This is a genomic window from Rickettsia philipii str. 364D (genome assembly GCF_000283995.1).
Lineage (GTDB): Bacteria > Pseudomonadota > Alphaproteobacteria > Rickettsiales > Rickettsiaceae > Rickettsia > Rickettsia rickettsii.
Genome location: NC_016930.1, coordinates 554,038 through 570,370 on the forward strand (window position 1 = coordinate 554,038; position 16,333 = coordinate 570,370).

A 16,333-nucleotide genomic window follows, 5' to 3' on the forward strand; every position below is an offset into this window, starting at 1 on the left:
CCTTCTAGAAGTTCATTTTGCAAGGAGGCTATTTTAATTTTAATTTATAGGTGTTTAAGTGAAAAAGATTTTTGTATTATTTACTGTTTTATTAATTACTTCTGCTTGTAGTAAAAAGTTAAAAGAAACCGTAGGTATATCAACAGTTGGACCTAATGAGTATCAAGTACAGCGTGCTAAAGCACTAGAAGTTCCGCCTCATTATTATTTACCTGATCCTGGGCATAGCAAAACAACTTACAGTAATGTAAAAGGACAAGGTGAATTTAATGAAGGTGAACAAGCATTAATGCAGGACATGCATTAGTATACTTGCTCAACTTCAAAAATTGGCTACGTCGTTTTACAAGATCTGCGGTGCTTACGTATTAAGTATACGCTCCGCTCCTCGACTTGTAAACTCCTTGCTCTTTTTGAAGTTGATCTTCATATACCTGTTCTTGAATACTAAGACTGCAATGTTTTTTCAAATTAATTCATGAATTCTCATACAAAACAAAAAATAGGTGTTTTTGGGCTTGGTAAAACCGGTATATCGGTTTACGAGGAATTGCAAAATAAATATGATGTAATTGTTTATGATGATTTAAAAGCAAATAGAGATATATTTGAAGAATTATATAGTAAAACCGCTATCGCTGCTTTATCTGATTCAAGATGGCAAAATTTAGATACAATTGTCTTAAGTCCTGGAATTCCTTTAACGCATGAGATAGTCAATATTGCAAAAAGTTTTAATATTCCAATCACTTCCGATATAGACTTATTATTTGCAAAATCAAAAAACTTAAAATTTATAGCTATAACCGGTACAAACGGTAAAAGTACTACTACTGCTTTAATAAGCCATATCTTAAATAGTAGCGGTTTAGACTATCCGGTTGCCGGTAATATTGGAGTTTCTGCTTTGCAAGCTAAAGCAAGTAAGGATGGATATGTACTTGAATTGTCTTCTTTTCAGCTAGATCTAGTAAAAACCTTTACAGCTAAAATAGCCGTGCTTCTTAATATCACTCCCGACCATTTAGATAGACATCAGGATATGCCCTGCTATATTGCAGCAAAATCTAAGATCTTTGATCGAATGGATCAAGAGAGTTATGCGGTAATTAATATCGATAATGATTATTGTCGTGAAGTCTTTATAAAATTGCAGCAAGAGCAGCGTATAAAGCTAATTCCTTTTTCGGTTACTCAAATTCTTGAAAACGGTATTTCGGTAGTTGATGATAAAATTAGCGCTAATTTTTTTGATGATATAAGTTTTGAATTACAGCATAATTCAGAAAGTTTTAGACAAGATGAATTTCAAGGTGAGCCTGCGGAGCCGGAGTGTATAAAAATACGTGAGCACAGGCAAGACCTGCACAATTCGCTTGTATCAAGCTTTATGCATTATACTGTACCTTTTAATAAAAACCTGCAAGGAGTTCATAATTGTGAGAATATTGCAGCAAGTTATGCAGTAGCTAAAATAATAGGAGTAGAACCTAAAAAAATACTTGAATCTATAAGTAGTTTTCAAAGTTTACCTCATAGAATGCAATATATCGGTAGTATAAATAATATAAGTTTTTACAATGATAGTAAAGCGACCAATGCCATATCTGCTGTGCAATCAATTAAAGCACTCGATAATATTTACTGGCTTGCGGGAGGAATCCCTAAAGAGGGTGGTATTGAGGAAATAAAGCCTTATTTCAGTCAAATTAAGAAAGCTTATTTTTATGGTCAAGCTAAAGAAATATTTGCAAATACTGCTAAGAATATAGTAGATTTTGTAATATGTGATAATCTTGAGCAGGCTTTCGATCTTGCTTATAAGGATGCAGTAGGTGATAACGCGGAGGTAAAAAATATCTTGTTAGCACCTAGTTGTAGCTCATATGATCAGTTTAAAAATTTTGAAGAGCGTGGCGAGTTGTTTATAAAATTGTGTAGTATCCTGTCACTCCATGGCTTGACCGCAGGGTCTAGTTAAAAATACTAAATAATATTAGTATTTTTTATTGTTTTTCTGGATACCGTGGTCAAGCCACGGAGTGACATCGCGGGTGTTTTCCGATCCATGCAATAACATTATAAATATAGCCATAATTGAATAACTATAATATGAATAACGAAATATCTAATAACTTTATAAAATTATGGTGGCGGAGTACCGATAGGCAAATAATAATTTCTTTAATTATCTTATTTGCTTTTAGTCTAATGCTTGTTACTACCTCAGGTTCAGCAGTAGCAAGTAGAATAGGTCTTGAAGAAAGTTATTTTGTATCTAGACAAATATTTTATTTAGCTACCGCTTCAGGACTTATATTATTATTTTCATGTCTTAATAAAAAATGGTTAAGGCGTTTTGCAATAGTTGGATTTATTGCTAGTATAGTTTTATTAATAGCAGTTAAATTTTTTGGCTATGAAGTAAAAGGTGCAGTGCGATGGATTAATATTCTAGGTCTATCTATTCAACCTTCGGAATTTATCAAACCGTTTTTTGCAGTTGTTACGGGCTGGATATTATCGCTAAAATTTAATGATGATTTTCCAAGTTTTACGATTTGTTTAATACTTTATTCTATTGTTGCTATTCTCTTAATTATTCAGCCGGATTTTGGAATGCTTGTAATGATTACGGCAGTTTTCGGTATTCAACTGTTTATTGCGGGTATGCCGATATTTTGGATTGTTTTAGCCAGTTTTTTAGGAATGATAGGAGTAACTATTGCTTATTTTTGGTTACCGCACGTAACGCAAAGAATTAATTCGTTTTTAGATCCAGATAGTAGCGAGAATTATCAAGTTAGTAAGTCTCTTAAGGCGTTTGAGCATGGCGGGTTATATGGACGAGGTCCAGGGGAGGGGGCAGTCAAGCAGGTACTACCCGACTCGCATACGGATTTTATTTTTGCTGTAGCAGGTGAGGAGTTTGGAGCTATTATTTGCCTTATTGTTATAGGTATATTTGCTTTTATAGTATTAAGAAGTCTTATTAAGTTATTAAACGAAACAGATAAATTTGTACAATTTGCTGCTAGCGGTATAATTGCACAATTAGGGCTTCAGGCAATAATTAATATGGGTGTGACTTTACATTTACTTCCTACTAAAGGTATGACATTACCGTTTATTAGTTACGGTGGTTCTTCAACGCTTGCAATAGCTATCGCTACCGGTATGCTTCTTGGCTTTACAAGATACCGAACGCCGTTAAATTCGTACAAAATTCGTAATATTGAAATATGAAAAAAATCATTTTGGTAGCAGGAGGGACGGGGGGACATTTTTTTCCGGCAGTTGCTCTTGGAGAAGAATTAATCAAACGTGGCTATGAAGTTCATTTTATTACTGATTTAAGATGCAAACAATATATAAAGCAGGATATGAAAGTAATTTTTCATATCCTAGATTTAAAACGCTCAGGTAATATTTTCTTGTTTTTACCTAGGTTATCACTTGCAGTTTTAAAAGCTATTAAATTATTATATAATATGAAGCCTTCCGTTACTGTAGGGTTTGGCGGTTATCCTGTTATAGCTCCAATGTTTGCGGCAATTTTTTTAAGAGTACCGATTATAATTCATGAACAGAATTCTTACCTTGGAAAAGTTAATAAATTTTTTGCAAGCTTTGCTAAAAAGATAGCTATTTCTTATGAAAAAATAAAGAATTTACCGGAATTTGCAAAAAGTAAAATAGTAGTTACCGGTGGGGTAGTTAGAGAGAATATTAGGGAATTAAAGGTTATAGAAATGTCGTCCCGTGGCTTGACCACGGGGTCCAAAAAGTCTTTAATAAAAGCACTGGACTCCGTGGTTAAGCCACGGAATGATAAGCTTTTTACAATATTCATCTTTGGCGGTAGTCAAGGAGCTAAGTTATTTTCAGAGCTGATACCTGCAAGTATCCAAATTTTGATGCAAAAACAGCCAAGTCTTGAATTAAATATAATCCAGCAAGCGGCATTAGATGATCAAGTAAAAATAAAAGATATATACTCGAAATTAAACATTACCTATGAATTTGCTGAATTTTTTGATAATATGGCATTGCAATATAAAGAAGCCGATTTAGTGATTTCAAGAGCAGGAGCATCTACTATAGAAGAATTGACCTATATAGGGTTGCCGGCAATCTTTATTCCACTGCCTAGTGCTGCGGATAATCATCAATATTACAATGCACAATTATTGGCAGATGAAAAAACAGGATGGTGTTTAGAGCAGAATAATATTTCTGCAGGAAAATTAGCAGATAAAATACTTGATTTGATAAGTAATCCAAAAATATTAGAGGATGCTTCACAAAATTTATTAAAAAGAAGAAAAGAAGGGCATAAGCTATTAAGTAACCTAATAGAAGAGGTGATTTAGATTTTGTTTTCCGTCATTGCGAGGAAAGACTGTAAGTTTTGACGAAGCAATCTCGTGCTAAAGTCCTGAGATTGCCACACTCCTTTTAGTCGCTTGCAATGACGGGGTGGAGACATACAACAAGACCAAAAATACCTCAGAATAACAATAATTTAATTAAGCACATAGCAGTTCGGCTCTTTATTCTTGCAAGTTTGGCTATTATGTGGCATTAATCATATTAGACTTTCTGTATAACTTGCTTCTAAGGGTAATTTGTGCGTCGATCCGGTACTCGTATCCTCACGTACCAAAGCGTACGCTGCGGTGCTGCGTTCCATGTCTTCTACAAATTCCTCCTTATTAGCTAAGTTGTACAGGAAGTCTAATAAAAGTTTTGGAATAATATAAATATATGTTAAAAAAAATTATAGTATTATTTTTAGGAATGTTTTTACTTTCAGCTTGTACAGATAATTTTAGAAGCTATTTTCAAAGATCAGCAAATAACAGATTGGTTGATAGCAAAGGTGCTAAAGGCGGCAAGAGAAAACCTGTATATAATAATAAATATATTACTTTGGCTAAAAAGAATATAGTAGAAGATAATCTTGATTATGATAACGATGATGACTATGATAGTGATAGTCCTTTAAGAGGAGAAAGCATCGATCCTGTAAAGAGAAATCGTGAAATGTATCTTAAGATGATTAAAAGGGATATAGCAAGGCAAAAAGCAGAAGCCGGTTTCGCTGAATCCGATGATGATATGACTTTAAGTAGAGCGAATAAAAAGGTTAGAAAAGACGATAGCGATAAAGAAAAAAAGATACAAGAGGAATTAAATCAGATAAAAGCCATGCTTAGAGAAACTAAGCGTGATATATCAAAATATACTTGTCCAAATGCTGTAGTAAATCAAAATTATGCCCCGCCCGTTACAAATTATGAGCCTGTAAATTATCCACCGGTAAAAAATAGTAAGCCGTATAATAACAATTCTAAGGTAAAGCAAAAATTTATCCTTGAAGATGATGATAACGACAGTAATGCTTGTTCGATATAATAAGCCTATTCTTAGCTAAAAGCAGAAATCTCCAGTCTTTAGATATATAAAGCAATCTCTGATATGATATATTTATCACTACCAATAGGTTTATTATTTATTAATAAAAATTAATATTTGAATATAGAAATATGTTAAATTGATTAATAGGTATATTATGAAAAGTAAACTTTCAGCAAGTACTGCTAGTCTTATCTTTATAAAAGGCCTTCAAAACCCTATTGTTACTGCAATAAAAGAATTAACAAAAAAATTACATTTTTAAAGATCAAGAGCTTGAAAAAGCTTACTGTATGGCTTCATCAGATGATGTTTCTATTCAAGCAACACGAGAACAGATATTATATGCTTTAAGAACTGTGGAATCTGCAAAACAACATTCAACAGACAAGACACAAGAATTTATTAAATGACTACGGTATTTGTGTTGCTTACTCATTATAAAAGAAGCAGTAAGGACATACTAGAGTTTGTATCACCTTATTTATTAAAAAACGCATCTGATATGGAATATATTAAGGCATATATTCCTGAAGTATATATAAATAAAAGAAAGTAATAAAAATGATGCTATGGAATTGCTTGGTAAACGAGAAGTAAGAGATTATTTAGATCAAAAGTCTTCTGAGTTAGTAAGCACATCGCCTGTACCGTCTACTCCTTTTACAACAGACACATTTAATTATGATAGTGATGAAATTACGGTTGTTGGAGAAGAGAAAACGATGCCGAATACTGAACACGCTTGATACCACTGTCAAGCCGTAGCTTGTCCATGGGAGCTAGTCAAAAATACTAATATTATTAGTATTTTTAGTTATTTTCTGGATATCGTGGTCAAGCCACGGTATAATGCCGAACGAGTTTCTCGAGCCATACAACAACATTAAGATTTCCAATTTAATTCCGGATAGTTTCTAATTTCAGCTTTATAATTGCTATGCTTTAACCATTTCTTAGCTGTGTCTAAATATAGGCAAATTATCGGTGTGCTGTATAAAGAGTAAGTAATTGCAATGTGTGAGTAAACCTCCCACTACTGCAGGCCCTAGTGATCTTCTCTCTGTTCTTGTTGCTCCGACTCCAAGCGCAATAGGTATAGTTCTCATTAAGGCAGCTAGGGTAGTCATCATAATCGGTCTGAATCGTATTATACATGCTTTATAAATTGCTTCATGCCGAAGATTTATTGCCAGTTCTCTTAAGTTCTAAGGCAAAATCGATAATCATGATAGCGTTTTTCTTCACTATACCGATTAACATTATAAGTCCGACAAATCCGTACATATCAAGTTCGCTATTAAATATTAGTAGAGTGAGTAATGCTTCCAATATAGCGGTAGGTAGTCCTAAAAGTATAGTTATAGGATGCACAAAACTTTCATATAACATGCCAAGGATGATGTAAATAACTATAACGGCAAGTCCAAGCAATAAGCCAAGATCGGAAAAAGACGACTGACATGCCTGAACTGTTACTTGGAAGCTGCCCGTAATCGTAGCCGGCATTTGTAACTCTCTTATTGCTTGATTAACTTTTGGAACGGCATCACTAATTGAATATCCATCTTGCAGGTTAAATGATACCATAACTGAAGGTAATGGCCCGAAATGTGAAATACTAAGCGGGCCAACAGTGTTAACAATTTTAGCAATGGTAGTTAGCGGTACTAAATTGCCGCTTGCGGAGTTAATATTGACTAGAAATAACATTGACGAATCTGTTTGATATTTAGGATCTAGCTCTAAAATAACATCATATTGAGCTGTTGGGGTATATAATGTGGAAATCTGCTCAGCACCGTAAGCTGTATATAAGATATTTTGGACGTGCTCGACTGATATACCGAGTTTTGCAGCCTTATATCTATCAATCTGCACTAAAGTTTATGGCTGTGCTATTTGTAAATCCGAAGTTACGTTAATAAAACCTGGCAGTCGTGCGAGCTTGTCCTTTAATTTCGGTGCAAAGCTAAATAGTACATCTTGATCGAGTTCTTGCATAGTATATTGATATTGGCTTTTGGTTGCTGGTCCGTCGATCGTAATAGTAGGTACGTTCTGGATATATACCCTTAAACCTACTAAATGATTTAGTTTTGAACGTAACTGATCTATAACGGCGTCAGCTCCTATTCTTTGGTCACGAGGTTTTAAGCTAATCAAAATCGTACCCTGATTTACGGCAGAGTTTCTACCTGAAACACCTACGGCAGAAAAAAATGAATCTATATTAGGATTTTTAAGTAATACATCACTTACTTGTTGCTGTTCTTGCACCATCGTATCAAAAGAAATAGTTTGAGCGGCGTCGGTAAAAACTAAGATTTGTCCCGTATAGGAATAAGGCATAAGGCCTTTGCGTACTTTCCCAAATAAATAAGCCGTTGCGATTATTACTAAGAGAAAAATATAAGCATAGTAGCTTTTGAATGCTCTACTACTGTTTTTAGACTGCTACCATATTTTTGTTTGACATATTCAAAGGCTTTTTCGGTTAGTGGTAGGTCGTCATTGCGAGGCGTCAAAGACGCCGTGGCAATCTCGGTTGGTTGCCCTGAGAGTGCTTCGTCACTACGTTCCTCGCAATGACGATCCCTCAAAAACACATTACATAACATAGGAGTTACGGTTATCGCGATAACTCCCGAAAGCAAAATAGCGGTAGTAATAACAACGGTAAGTGCGTGCAGTAGCTTCACTAAAATTTTGCTCATAAATAATATTGGGATGAATATCGTCATTAGGGATAAAGTCCTTGAGATGATAGTAAATCCTATTTCTTTAGTACCGTTAATACATCCTGCTATTTTACTCTCGCCTTTTTCCATATGTCGTGTGATATTTTCAAGCACTACTATTGCATCATCCACGACAAAACCCATCGCAAGCGTTAGAGCCATTAAAGATGCTATAACCGAATAGATATATAAAGGCAAAAGTACCGACAACTGATAAAGGAAGGGCAATAGTCGGAATAATCACGGACCGTAAGTTATGTAGAAAGCGAAATATAGCAATCACTACGAGTATTAAATAAAGCGAGTAGCATAGTAAAATTGGCATCATTTACCGATTCTCTGATATAGAAATTGACCTATCAAACATGATATTAATATTAATGCCCTCAGGGATTTGTCTGCGAAGCAACGGCAATACTTCTTTTATAGAGTCGACTATTTCAATAGTATTAGTAGTATCCGGTTGTTTTTGAATAGCAAGTATTACCCCCGGCTTATCCCTATACCAAGCGGCTATTTTATTATTAGCTACGCTATCAATGGCTTTCCCAATATTTTTAAGAAAAAGCGGATTACCGTTTTTATAAGCTAATATTAACTCATTATATTCTTTAACATTTTGTAATTGCCCAGAGGCGCTAATGCTTGAGTAGATATCTGTACCGTATAAAGCTCCGGTCGGTAAATTAACGTTAGCAGAGCTGATAATGTTTGATACGTGGTCAAGCCCTATATTATTTGCTGCCATTTTAACAGGGTCAATCTGCATACGCACTGCATATTGCTGTGAGCCGTAAACTTGTATCTGTGCAACACCCCCGGCAGCATAGATAAACGCTCAGCCATAATTGTTTCGGCGTAATAGTCCACGGTATATAAGGGGAAGAGTCTCAGAGGTTAAAGATAAATAAAATATAGGTGCGTCGGCAGGATTTACTTTACAATATGAGGGCGGGGTAGGTAAGTCGTTCGGTAGTTGCTTGTATGTCTTGTGCCGCTGCATCTATATTTCGGTCTAAATTAAACTGCAAAGTAATTTGAGTAGTACTGTTACTATTAACCGAACTCATCGAGTCAATATCTGATATCGTCGATCATTGCTTTTCAAGCGGTAATGCAACTGAAGATGCCATAGTAGTAGGGGCAGCTCCAGGCAAGCTTACTGAAACCGGAATAGTCGGGCAGTTGATGTCAGGTAAAACGCTTACCGGTCATATCCTATAGCCGAATGCTCCAAACAGCAAAATAGTTGCCATGAATAAAGTAGCAAGAACCGGACGCTTAATAAATATTTCTGAAATACCCAATTATTTTTTCCTGTTTTATGGATTTTTTCTGTCATACATATCGTCATTGCGAGCGACTGTAAGAAGCGTGGCAATGTCATGAAATAATGACAAACTCCTAATATTGCTTCTCGTCAATTACTTTGTAATTTCCTCGCAATGACGATTTGACACTACTCCTCCCTAACACTCACCTCTGCTTCGTTAGATAATCGTAGCTGCCCGTTGGTGATTACCGTTTCTCCCCCATCTATACCGCTTTTAATAACAATAAAATCATCATTAGAAAACACTATATCTATATTCTTGACCACGGCTTTATTATCTTGATCGACAACAAATATATAAGGACCTTGATCGTTAGTTTGCATGGTTTTAGACTGAACTATTAAAGCCTCTTGTTCGATGTAAATCGTTAGGGATACACGAACACACTGTCCCGGCCACATAATATTTCGTTTTGGTTAGGTAATGTTGCTTTAACTTTGATAGTGCCGCTATTTGGATCAATCGGATTATCGACAAAAACGATCTCACCGTCTTTAATTTCTTAGTCGCTTACGGTTCTAACCGTCAAAGCTAAATCATTAGATTTTTGAGATTTATTAATACGATCGAGATATTTTTCAGGTACGGAGAAGCTGACATAAATAGGCGAGCTAGTATTGATAGTTACTAGACGCACAAAATCCGGCGATACTAAATCACCTATATCCACATTACTCGCACTAAGTTTACCATCAAAAGGAGGTACTAATTTTTGAATACTCGATTTGTAAATTAGCGTCTGCAATAATTGCTTTATCGCGTTCCACGGTGACCCTAAGCATATTCATATTAGTTAGCATCTGTAAATACTGCTCTTTCGAAACGGCTTTTTCCTCGTATAAAGCATGATATCTTGCCTCTTCTTTTATAGCATCTTCAAGGTTATAAGTATCTACTTAGTAAATTTGCTTGTGCTTGCTGTAATTGATTTTGAAAAGGACGAGAATCGATTTCATATAATCAATTACCTGTTTTTACTTCTTGTCCGTCATCAAAATTTACACTTAATATTTGGCCCATAACTTGAGATTGAATATCGGCACTTTGGTCAGTTTCAGCTACTCCTGCAAGTTCTATCACATCAGATACGTCTTTTCTGATAACTTGTGTTACCTCAACCGGAGCTGCTATAGTGATTTGTTTACTGCTTTTATTATGATGTTTTATTAACCAAACCACTAATATTACTATTTAGTACTAGTAATGTTATCAATATCAAATTCCGCATTATTGTTTTAAGCATTGTTATTTGCCAAAATCACAAATAGGTCCTGCTATGTTGCCGCCTACCTGCCAAGTCTCAGCTGAGTTAGTAAACAGAGTATTAAGTTTATTGCTACCGTATCCTAATAAGCCTGTTAAAGAAATTTGTGGAAAATAAGTAGCTTTTATTGTTTTTAAGTTTACATCTGCTGCTAGTAAATTCTGCTCTGCTGTTTTAATATCCGGTCTTTGCTCTAAAAGCTCTGATGGTAATATTTTAGGTAATACCGGTAGAGCAGGGAAGTAATCTATTGGTTTATTACGATAAATTAAGCCGTTTACTATATTTTCAGGAATTCTACCTACTAAAATTTTTAAAGCGGTTTCCTGCTCATGTCTTTGTTGTTTTAAAGGCGGCAATGATAACTTAGTAAGTGCAAGGTCGGAAGCAGCTTCACTAACCGATATTAAATCACCTACGCCAAGATTATATAATTTCTGATTTAATTTATAAATTTCCGTTTGAGCCTCAATTAGCTTTTTAGTTAGATAGATTTGTTTGTCTAATACTAAAAGATTAAAGTAACTTATAGTGACGTTACTTATAACTGATAAACGTACCGCTGCCTTGCTATACTCACTTGCAAGGCAAGTTTTTTGAGCTGATTCGCTAGCGTTGGCGGCTGCCTCTATAAATCCAGCTCGTAATTAAGCACGCTTGCTAGCCCCAAATTATTAGAGAATTTCGGTTCATTCGGTGCTTTTGTTTCTTTACTGTTTTTTGTTTGATTTGCTCCGCCTTGTAAATTGATTTGTGGAAATCTATAAGAATTAATAAGGTTAAGCTGTGCTTGCGCTGCTAGCACATTACCCATTGCCAGCTCAATATCGGAGTTACCGGTTAAAGATTCTTCGATTAGGTTATTTAACACCGGATCGTTAAATTGCAGTCACTACTTGGAGGATGCATTATTATTTTGTTCTAGAGAATAATTATTCCAAGTAGTAGGTAATGAGAGTTTAGGGGGAATATTATCGTGTTTTGCATTACAACCACATAGAAGAAATGATGAAATCGATAAAACTAGAATATATTTTAAGTAAATGCAAAATCGGCATATGAAGTTCATCGATTAGGTTCATTAAAATAAATTCATATTACTTAATATTAATTATGAATCTTTAAACCGTTATGTCAATATAGACTATTATTTTTTCAACTAACTATTTTTATAATTACGTAATAATGTTGCTATAGCATATTTTAGAAAGCTTGATATAAGTGAATTTTGCAGGATTCGCTTGTGTTCACGTATTTTTATAAGCTATGTAGGCTCACCCTTAAATTCATCTTATCTGAAGCTTTCTAAAATATGCTGTAACTTTTCAGAAACAACTTTAATTTCATAATTTTGTTTGAGAGTAAGGTAGGCGTTTTTAGAAAATTCTTGTGCTTTTATAGGGTTTTCTATTAGATAGACAATTTTTGTTGCTAAATCTTCAGCAGAGCCGGCTTTACAAATAAGCCCGTCTTGCATGTCGTTTAAGATTGCTGCAGGTCCTTCAGTATCTGTACTAACGATAGGCATGCTTGCCTCCATTGCTTCAAGCACTATAATGCCAAACGGTTCATGAAGAGACGGTAAGCAAAAAATATCTATTTGTTTAAAGAATTTATCTCTATCGTGAACCCATCCCGTAAATGATATTTGATCTTGTAGATTAAGTTTATGTGCTAAAGCAATTAAATTATCTTTTTCCTCGCCGCTTCCACCTATAACTGCATGAAGATCATATTTTTTTTCTTTTAAAATTTTGATAGCTTTAATAAAAACATCAACACCTTTCTTAGCTACAAATCTTGCTAGTACACCAATTACGACAGGTTTTCTATATGTTTTATTTGGAATAAAGTCTTTAGCAATATTTATCATATTCGGTAGGATGCATATCCTAGATGCGGCAAAGTGATTTTTTAATAAAAATGCTTTCATATGATGCGTCAAGGCAATAACAAAATCACATTTACGTAGTCCTTTTAAACTATAATTATGAGCGATACCGATTAATTTTATATTTTGTGATTTAGCCAATTTACTAAAATTTATTGCTCTATTACCGTGTGCTATAATTATATCGGGTTTAGTCTTATGAATTATATACTTAAAAATAAGTACCGAGAGTAAATCAAACGGTACTATATTAGGTAGTTTTAAGCTTTGTTTGTATAGAAGAAAGGAATTTATTTTTGCCTTGTAAGAAGTGATATTTATAACCTCAATTTTTTGCATCTCTAAAGCAGTGCTATAATCTAAAAATGCTTGTTGAATGCCGCCAAGGTCACGACTTAGCATAATATTAAGGATCTTCATTACTTATAATTGCTCGATTTCTTTTTCTGTTAAACCGGTAAAATCTATAATTTTATCTAAAGGTTTATTTTTTGCTAACATTTTTTTAGCTATAGAAATTTTTTGTTTTGCTTCCCCTCTGGCTTCCCCTTTAGCTTCAGCATCCATAATTTTCTGCTCTTCTACGGCTAGATGATCCATTTCGGTTTTTATCATTTTGTCATAAGTATTTAACTCTTTTTCAGACCAACTAGCTTGATCCAAAGCATAAAAAGCTTTTTTAATAATAAAATCATGATCTATCAAATTCTCCATTTCTTCTAGAGTGCTTTCATGTGCATGTTTAAAGAAATATGCCCATTTTTCTTGAAGGTTCTCTAATTGATCTAATTCTTTATTAAATTTCTCAAGCTCTAAAAAGATAAAATACAAATCTTGTAGGTCGTTCTCATAAGTTTTAGTATCAAGTAATCTATGATTTGATCTCCAATCTTTTTTATCGGGCAATAAAATAAAATCGGCAATAGCTAAGAATATTACTCCTCGAAGTTTTGCATATACTGCTATTTTTTTTATGATCTTCATCTTTGTTTATTATTTTTCTTGAATAGGCCTTTGCTGTATAAAGCTGAGTTCGTTTTTCAAAACCTGGATGTTTGCTAACCTGCATCTCTACAATAAATTGAGTACCGTATTTATCTCTACATAATACATCAACTATAGATTGTCTATAAGTAGCGATGTCAGAACCTTAGATTTTTTTTAAAAAAGTAACTTCGGTAATTACTTCTTTTCCCGTATAACCTAAAATGTTATTTAGAAAATGAATAAGTATATCCTTATTTTTTTCTGTACCGAAAATTTTTAAAAATGCATAGTTATTTTTAGGGTCTAAGAAACGTGAAATTAGCATAATAGTCTATATTTTATATATCATCACTTCATTATAGCAAATTCCAAGAAATTTGCTATAATACAATTTCCTAATATATAAAACATTATGATTAGTAAAATTAATTTTGTAAAAATGCATGGTCTCGGTAATGATTTTGTTATTGTTAACAAACGAGATTTATCAAGTTCATATGATTTATCGCAGTTAGCAAAAAATATGGCTGAGCGTCATACAGGTATCGGTTGCGATCAGTTTATTATTTATGAAGAGCATAATGATTTTTATGAAATGATTATATATAACATAGACGGCTCTAGTGCTAAATTATGCGGTAATGCTACAAGATGTTTAGCCAAGTTAATTTATCTTGATACGGGAAAGCAGGATATTACCGTAATGGTAGGCAATAAAAAATTGCTATGTAATGTCAATGATGAAAATAATATTAGCGTTAATGTAGGAAGCGTGAGTTTTAATGAAGCTTGGATGCCAAGTCGTGATAAAGTTTGGGAATTTGCAGAGCGTTATATGATTGATTTAAAGGAAACTATTTGCGTTGATATAGGTAATCCGCATGTAGTTATTTTTAGTAAGTTAGAACCTCAAGATCAAAAAATTGTCGGTGAAAGATTGCAGGCTAAGGAATTATTCGCAGATGGGGTAAACGTTAATTTTGCTGAAGTAAAAGATAATAAAATCTATTTATCCGTTTGGGAGCGGGGGGCAGGGTTAACGCTTGCTTGCGGAAGCGGAGCTTGTGGTAGTTTTGCTGCCGGTTTAAAGCACGGTTTTATCCATTCACCAAGTACTATAGTTTTTAAGCACGGTAACCTTACTATGAAAGAAGAAAACGGTAATATAATAATGCAAGGGGCAGCTACGCTTGTAGCACGTGGGGAATATTATTGTGAGCAATAATTTAAGACAAAACGTAGTAACATTTGGCTGTAGACTTAATATTTACGAAAGTGAGATAATACGAAAAAACTTGGCATTGTCGGGTATCGATAATGTAGCAATATTCAATACTTGTGCGGTAACTAAAGCAGCTGAGAAACAAGCAAGACAAGCTATACGCAAGGCTAAAAAAAATAATCCTGATTTAAAAATTATTGTTACCGGCTGTAGTGCTCAAACAAGTCCGCAAATGTACGGTAATATGCCGGAAGTTGACAAAGTTATAGGTAATGAAGAGAAGTTATTACCTAATTACTACCAAATTACCGATGCAAAAATAACAGTTAACGATATAATGTCGGTGAAAGAGACGGCAAGTCATTTAGTAAGTAGCTTTGACTGTAAGTCTCGTGCTTTTATTCAGGTACAAAACGGTTGTGATCATTTTTGTACTTTCTGTATTATCCCTTATGGTAGAGGAAAAAGTAGATCAGTAGCAATAGGAGCTATAGCAGAGCAGGTCAAGCATTTGGTATTAAACGGCTTTAAAGAAGTAGTTTTTACCGGTGTCGATGTCACGGCTTATGGTAGTGATTTGCCAGGAAGTCCAACATTCGCACAAATGATTAAACGAGTGTTGAATTTAGTCCCTGAATTAAAGAGGCTTAGATTATCTTCAATAGATGTTGCAGAAATAGATGATGAACTTTTTGAGCTTATAGCTTATAGTGAAAGGATAATGCCGCATTTTCATATTAGCTTGCAAGCAGGTGATGATATGATATTAAAACGTATGAAAAGACGTCATAATAGAGCAAACGTAATAGAGTTTTGTCAGAAACTGCGGGCAATAAGACCGGAAGTATCTTTTGGTGCGGATATTATAGCTGGTTTCCCGACTGAAACCCCTGAAATGTTTGAAAATACAAGAAAATTAATTTCAGAAGCGGAATTACAATATTTACATGTTTTTCCTTATTCGGAAAGAGAAGGAACGCCTGCAGCACGTATGCCACAAGTACCTAAAAATATAAGAAAAGAAAGGGCAGCAATTTTAAGGCAAGAAGGGCAAAACCAGTTGACCGAATTCTTTACAAAACATATAGGACAGAAAGTGGAGTTATTAGTAGAGAATAATAATATTGCCCATACCGAAAATTTTATTCCGGTAAAGCTAGATAAACCTTTAGAAATAGGGCAGATATTTAAAGCGAAGTTGGTGGCGATAGAAGAGAATTATATGAAGTGTATGTTGGTTTAACGTCATTGCAGGGAGGTATTGTTGCGTAGATACTGAAGGTCGTCATTGCGAGGAGCCATAGGTGACGCGGCAATCCAGAAAATAATTAAAAAAATTCTGATTTACAGAATTTTGAACTGGATTGCTTCATCAATTGCTATGCGATTTCCTTGCAATGACAGATAAACAGGTTCACGCAACAATGCCCGCTCGCAATGACGTTCTACCGTACAATAAAAAATCAAAAACAAAAA

General features: G+C 34.3%; 18 protein-coding genes and 7 pseudogenes. 9 read left to right on the top strand and 16 right to left on the bottom strand.

Features of this window, described 5'->3' with window-relative positions; all coding sequences use genetic code 11:
- Nucleotides 1–58: 58 nt before the first annotated feature.
- From RSA_RS02845 to murG, 4 genes are all read left to right on the top strand, one after another.
- Nucleotides 59–307: a DUF3035 domain-containing protein gene (locus RSA_RS02845; protein ID WP_004995830.1), complete on the top strand. Its 249-nt coding sequence runs from the start codon at nt 59–61 to the stop codon at nt 305–307.
- A 171-nt stretch (nt 308–478) separates the two neighbouring features.
- Nucleotides 479–1,981: a UDP-N-acetylmuramoyl-L-alanine--D-glutamate ligase gene (gene murD, locus RSA_RS02850; RefSeq protein WP_014364671.1), complete on the top strand. Its 1,503-nt coding sequence runs from the start codon at nt 479–481 to the stop codon at nt 1,979–1,981.
- 131 nt (nt 1,982–2,112) lie between these two features.
- The gene (gene ftsW, locus RSA_RS02855) at nt 2,113–3,246 is read left to right on the top strand and encodes a putative lipid II flippase FtsW (protein ID WP_014362994.1); all 1,134 of its coding nucleotides are present in this window, start codon (nt 2,113–2,115) and stop codon (nt 3,244–3,246) included.
- Nucleotides 3,243–4,373 carry an undecaprenyldiphospho-muramoylpentapeptide beta-N-acetylglucosaminyltransferase gene (murG, locus tag RSA_RS02860; protein ID WP_014364672.1) on the top strand — a complete coding sequence of 377 codons (1,131 nt, stop codon included), beginning with the start codon at nt 3,243–3,245 and terminating at the stop codon, nt 4,371–4,373. Before ftsW ends, murG begins: the two co-directional genes overlap by 4 nt.
- A 224-nt stretch (nt 4,374–4,597) precedes the next feature.
- Here the strand turns inward: murG and RSA_RS10455 are convergent.
- A pseudogene (locus RSA_RS10455) lies at nt 4,598–4,693 on the bottom strand (palindromic element RPE1 domain-containing protein); the annotation flags it as partial.
- Nucleotides 4,694–4,767: 74 nt separating this feature from the next.
- Between RSA_RS10455 and RSA_RS02865 the strand changes: the two are divergent.
- From RSA_RS02865 to RSA_RS08865, 3 genes are all read left to right on the top strand, one after another.
- A complete protein-coding gene (locus RSA_RS02865; RefSeq protein ID WP_014364673.1) occupies nt 4,768–5,418 on the top strand; it encodes a hypothetical protein in 651 nt (216 codons plus the stop codon).
- Nucleotides 5,419–5,827: 409 nt separating this feature from the next.
- Nucleotides 5,828–5,977, top strand: a complete 150-nt coding sequence (locus tag RSA_RS08860) for a hypothetical protein (RefSeq protein ID WP_012150762.1) — start codon at nt 5,828–5,830, stop codon at nt 5,975–5,977.
- A 13-nt stretch (nt 5,978–5,990) separates the two neighbouring features.
- The gene (locus tag RSA_RS08865; protein WP_014364675.1) at nt 5,991–6,167 is read left to right on the top strand and encodes a hypothetical protein; all 177 of its coding nucleotides are present in this window, start codon (nt 5,991–5,993) and stop codon (nt 6,165–6,167) included.
- 36 nt (nt 6,168–6,203) lie between these two features.
- Here RSA_RS08865 and RSA_RS10460 read toward each other — a convergent pair.
- From RSA_RS10460 to RSA_RS09455, 15 genes and pseudogenes are all read right to left on the bottom strand, one after another.
- Nucleotides 6,204–6,305 (bottom strand): annotated as a pseudogene (locus tag RSA_RS10460) (permease); the annotation flags it as partial.
- 69 nt (nt 6,306–6,374) lie between these two features.
- Complete coding sequence (locus RSA_RS09980) at nt 6,375–6,551, bottom strand: efflux RND transporter permease subunit (protein ID WP_081498215.1); 177 nt, start codon at nt 6,549–6,551, stop codon at nt 6,375–6,377.
- 40 nt (nt 6,552–6,591) lie between these two features.
- Nucleotides 6,592–7,770: pseudogene (locus RSA_RS09435) on the bottom strand (efflux RND transporter permease subunit).
- A gap of 47 nt (nt 7,771–7,817) precedes the next feature.
- A pseudogene (locus tag RSA_RS09440) lies at nt 7,818–8,928 on the bottom strand (efflux RND transporter permease subunit).
- Nucleotides 8,929–9,097: 169 nt separating this feature from the next.
- Nucleotides 9,098–9,229: an acriflavin resistance protein gene (locus RSA_RS07420; protein ID WP_012262369.1), complete on the bottom strand. Its 132-nt coding sequence runs from the start codon at nt 9,227–9,229 to the stop codon at nt 9,098–9,100.
- A 24-nt stretch (nt 9,230–9,253) separates the two neighbouring features.
- Nucleotides 9,254–9,358 (bottom strand): annotated as a pseudogene (locus RSA_RS10235) (AcrB/AcrD/AcrF family protein); the annotation flags it as partial.
- A gap of 260 nt (nt 9,359–9,618) precedes the next feature.
- Nucleotides 9,619–9,894, bottom strand: coding sequence for a hypothetical protein (locus RSA_RS02890; RefSeq protein ID WP_155813326.1), 276 nt, complete (start codon nt 9,892–9,894; stop codon nt 9,619–9,621).
- A gap of 101 nt (nt 9,895–9,995) precedes the next feature.
- Nucleotides 9,996–10,238 (bottom strand): HlyD family efflux transporter periplasmic adaptor subunit, encoded by a 243-nt coding sequence (locus RSA_RS09445; protein ID WP_231284253.1) that lies wholly within the window; start codon nt 10,236–10,238, stop codon nt 9,996–9,998.
- A 215-nt stretch (nt 10,239–10,453) separates the two neighbouring features.
- Nucleotides 10,454–10,672, bottom strand: a complete 219-nt coding sequence (locus RSA_RS02900) for an acriflavin resistance protein (RefSeq protein ID WP_014364681.1) — start codon at nt 10,670–10,672, stop codon at nt 10,454–10,456.
- Between the two features lie 66 nt (nt 10,673–10,738).
- Nucleotides 10,739–11,116: a TolC family protein gene (locus RSA_RS02905; protein ID WP_041472334.1), complete on the bottom strand. Its 378-nt coding sequence runs from the start codon at nt 11,114–11,116 to the stop codon at nt 10,739–10,741.
- A pseudogene (locus RSA_RS09985) lies at nt 11,117–11,389 on the bottom strand (TolC family protein); the annotation flags it as partial. It lies immediately after the preceding gene.
- Nucleotides 11,386–11,628, bottom strand: a complete 243-nt coding sequence (locus RSA_RS09990) for a TolC family protein (protein WP_041472335.1) — start codon at nt 11,626–11,628, stop codon at nt 11,386–11,388. The gene RSA_RS09990 and the pseudogene RSA_RS09985, both read right to left, overlap by 4 nt.
- Before the next feature lie 420 nt (nt 11,629–12,048).
- Nucleotides 12,049–13,068, bottom strand: a complete 1,020-nt coding sequence (locus RSA_RS08875) for a glycosyltransferase family 4 protein (RefSeq protein WP_014364682.1) — start codon at nt 13,066–13,068, stop codon at nt 12,049–12,051.
- A gap of 3 nt (nt 13,069–13,071) precedes the next feature.
- Nucleotides 13,072–13,632, bottom strand: a complete 561-nt coding sequence (locus tag RSA_RS08880) for an Rpn family recombination-promoting nuclease/putative transposase (protein WP_014364683.1) — start codon at nt 13,630–13,632, stop codon at nt 13,072–13,074.
- Nucleotides 13,544–13,960 (bottom strand): annotated as a pseudogene (locus RSA_RS09455) (PD-(D/E)XK nuclease family transposase). Before RSA_RS09455 ends, RSA_RS08880 begins: the two are co-directional and overlap by 89 nt.
- 87 nt (nt 13,961–14,047) lie before the next feature.
- Here RSA_RS09455 and dapF point away from each other — a divergent pair.
- Both dapF and mtaB read left to right on the top strand, forming a co-directional pair.
- Nucleotides 14,048–14,860: a diaminopimelate epimerase gene (dapF, locus tag RSA_RS02925; protein WP_014362984.1), complete on the top strand. Its 813-nt coding sequence runs from the start codon at nt 14,048–14,050 to the stop codon at nt 14,858–14,860.
- Nucleotides 14,835–16,100, top strand: coding sequence for a tRNA (N(6)-L-threonylcarbamoyladenosine(37)-C(2))-methylthiotransferase MtaB (gene mtaB / locus RSA_RS02930; RefSeq protein ID WP_014364684.1), 1,266 nt, complete (start codon nt 14,835–14,837; stop codon nt 16,098–16,100). Before dapF ends, mtaB begins: the two co-directional genes overlap by 26 nt.
- Nucleotides 16,101–16,333 lie beyond the last annotated feature (233 nt).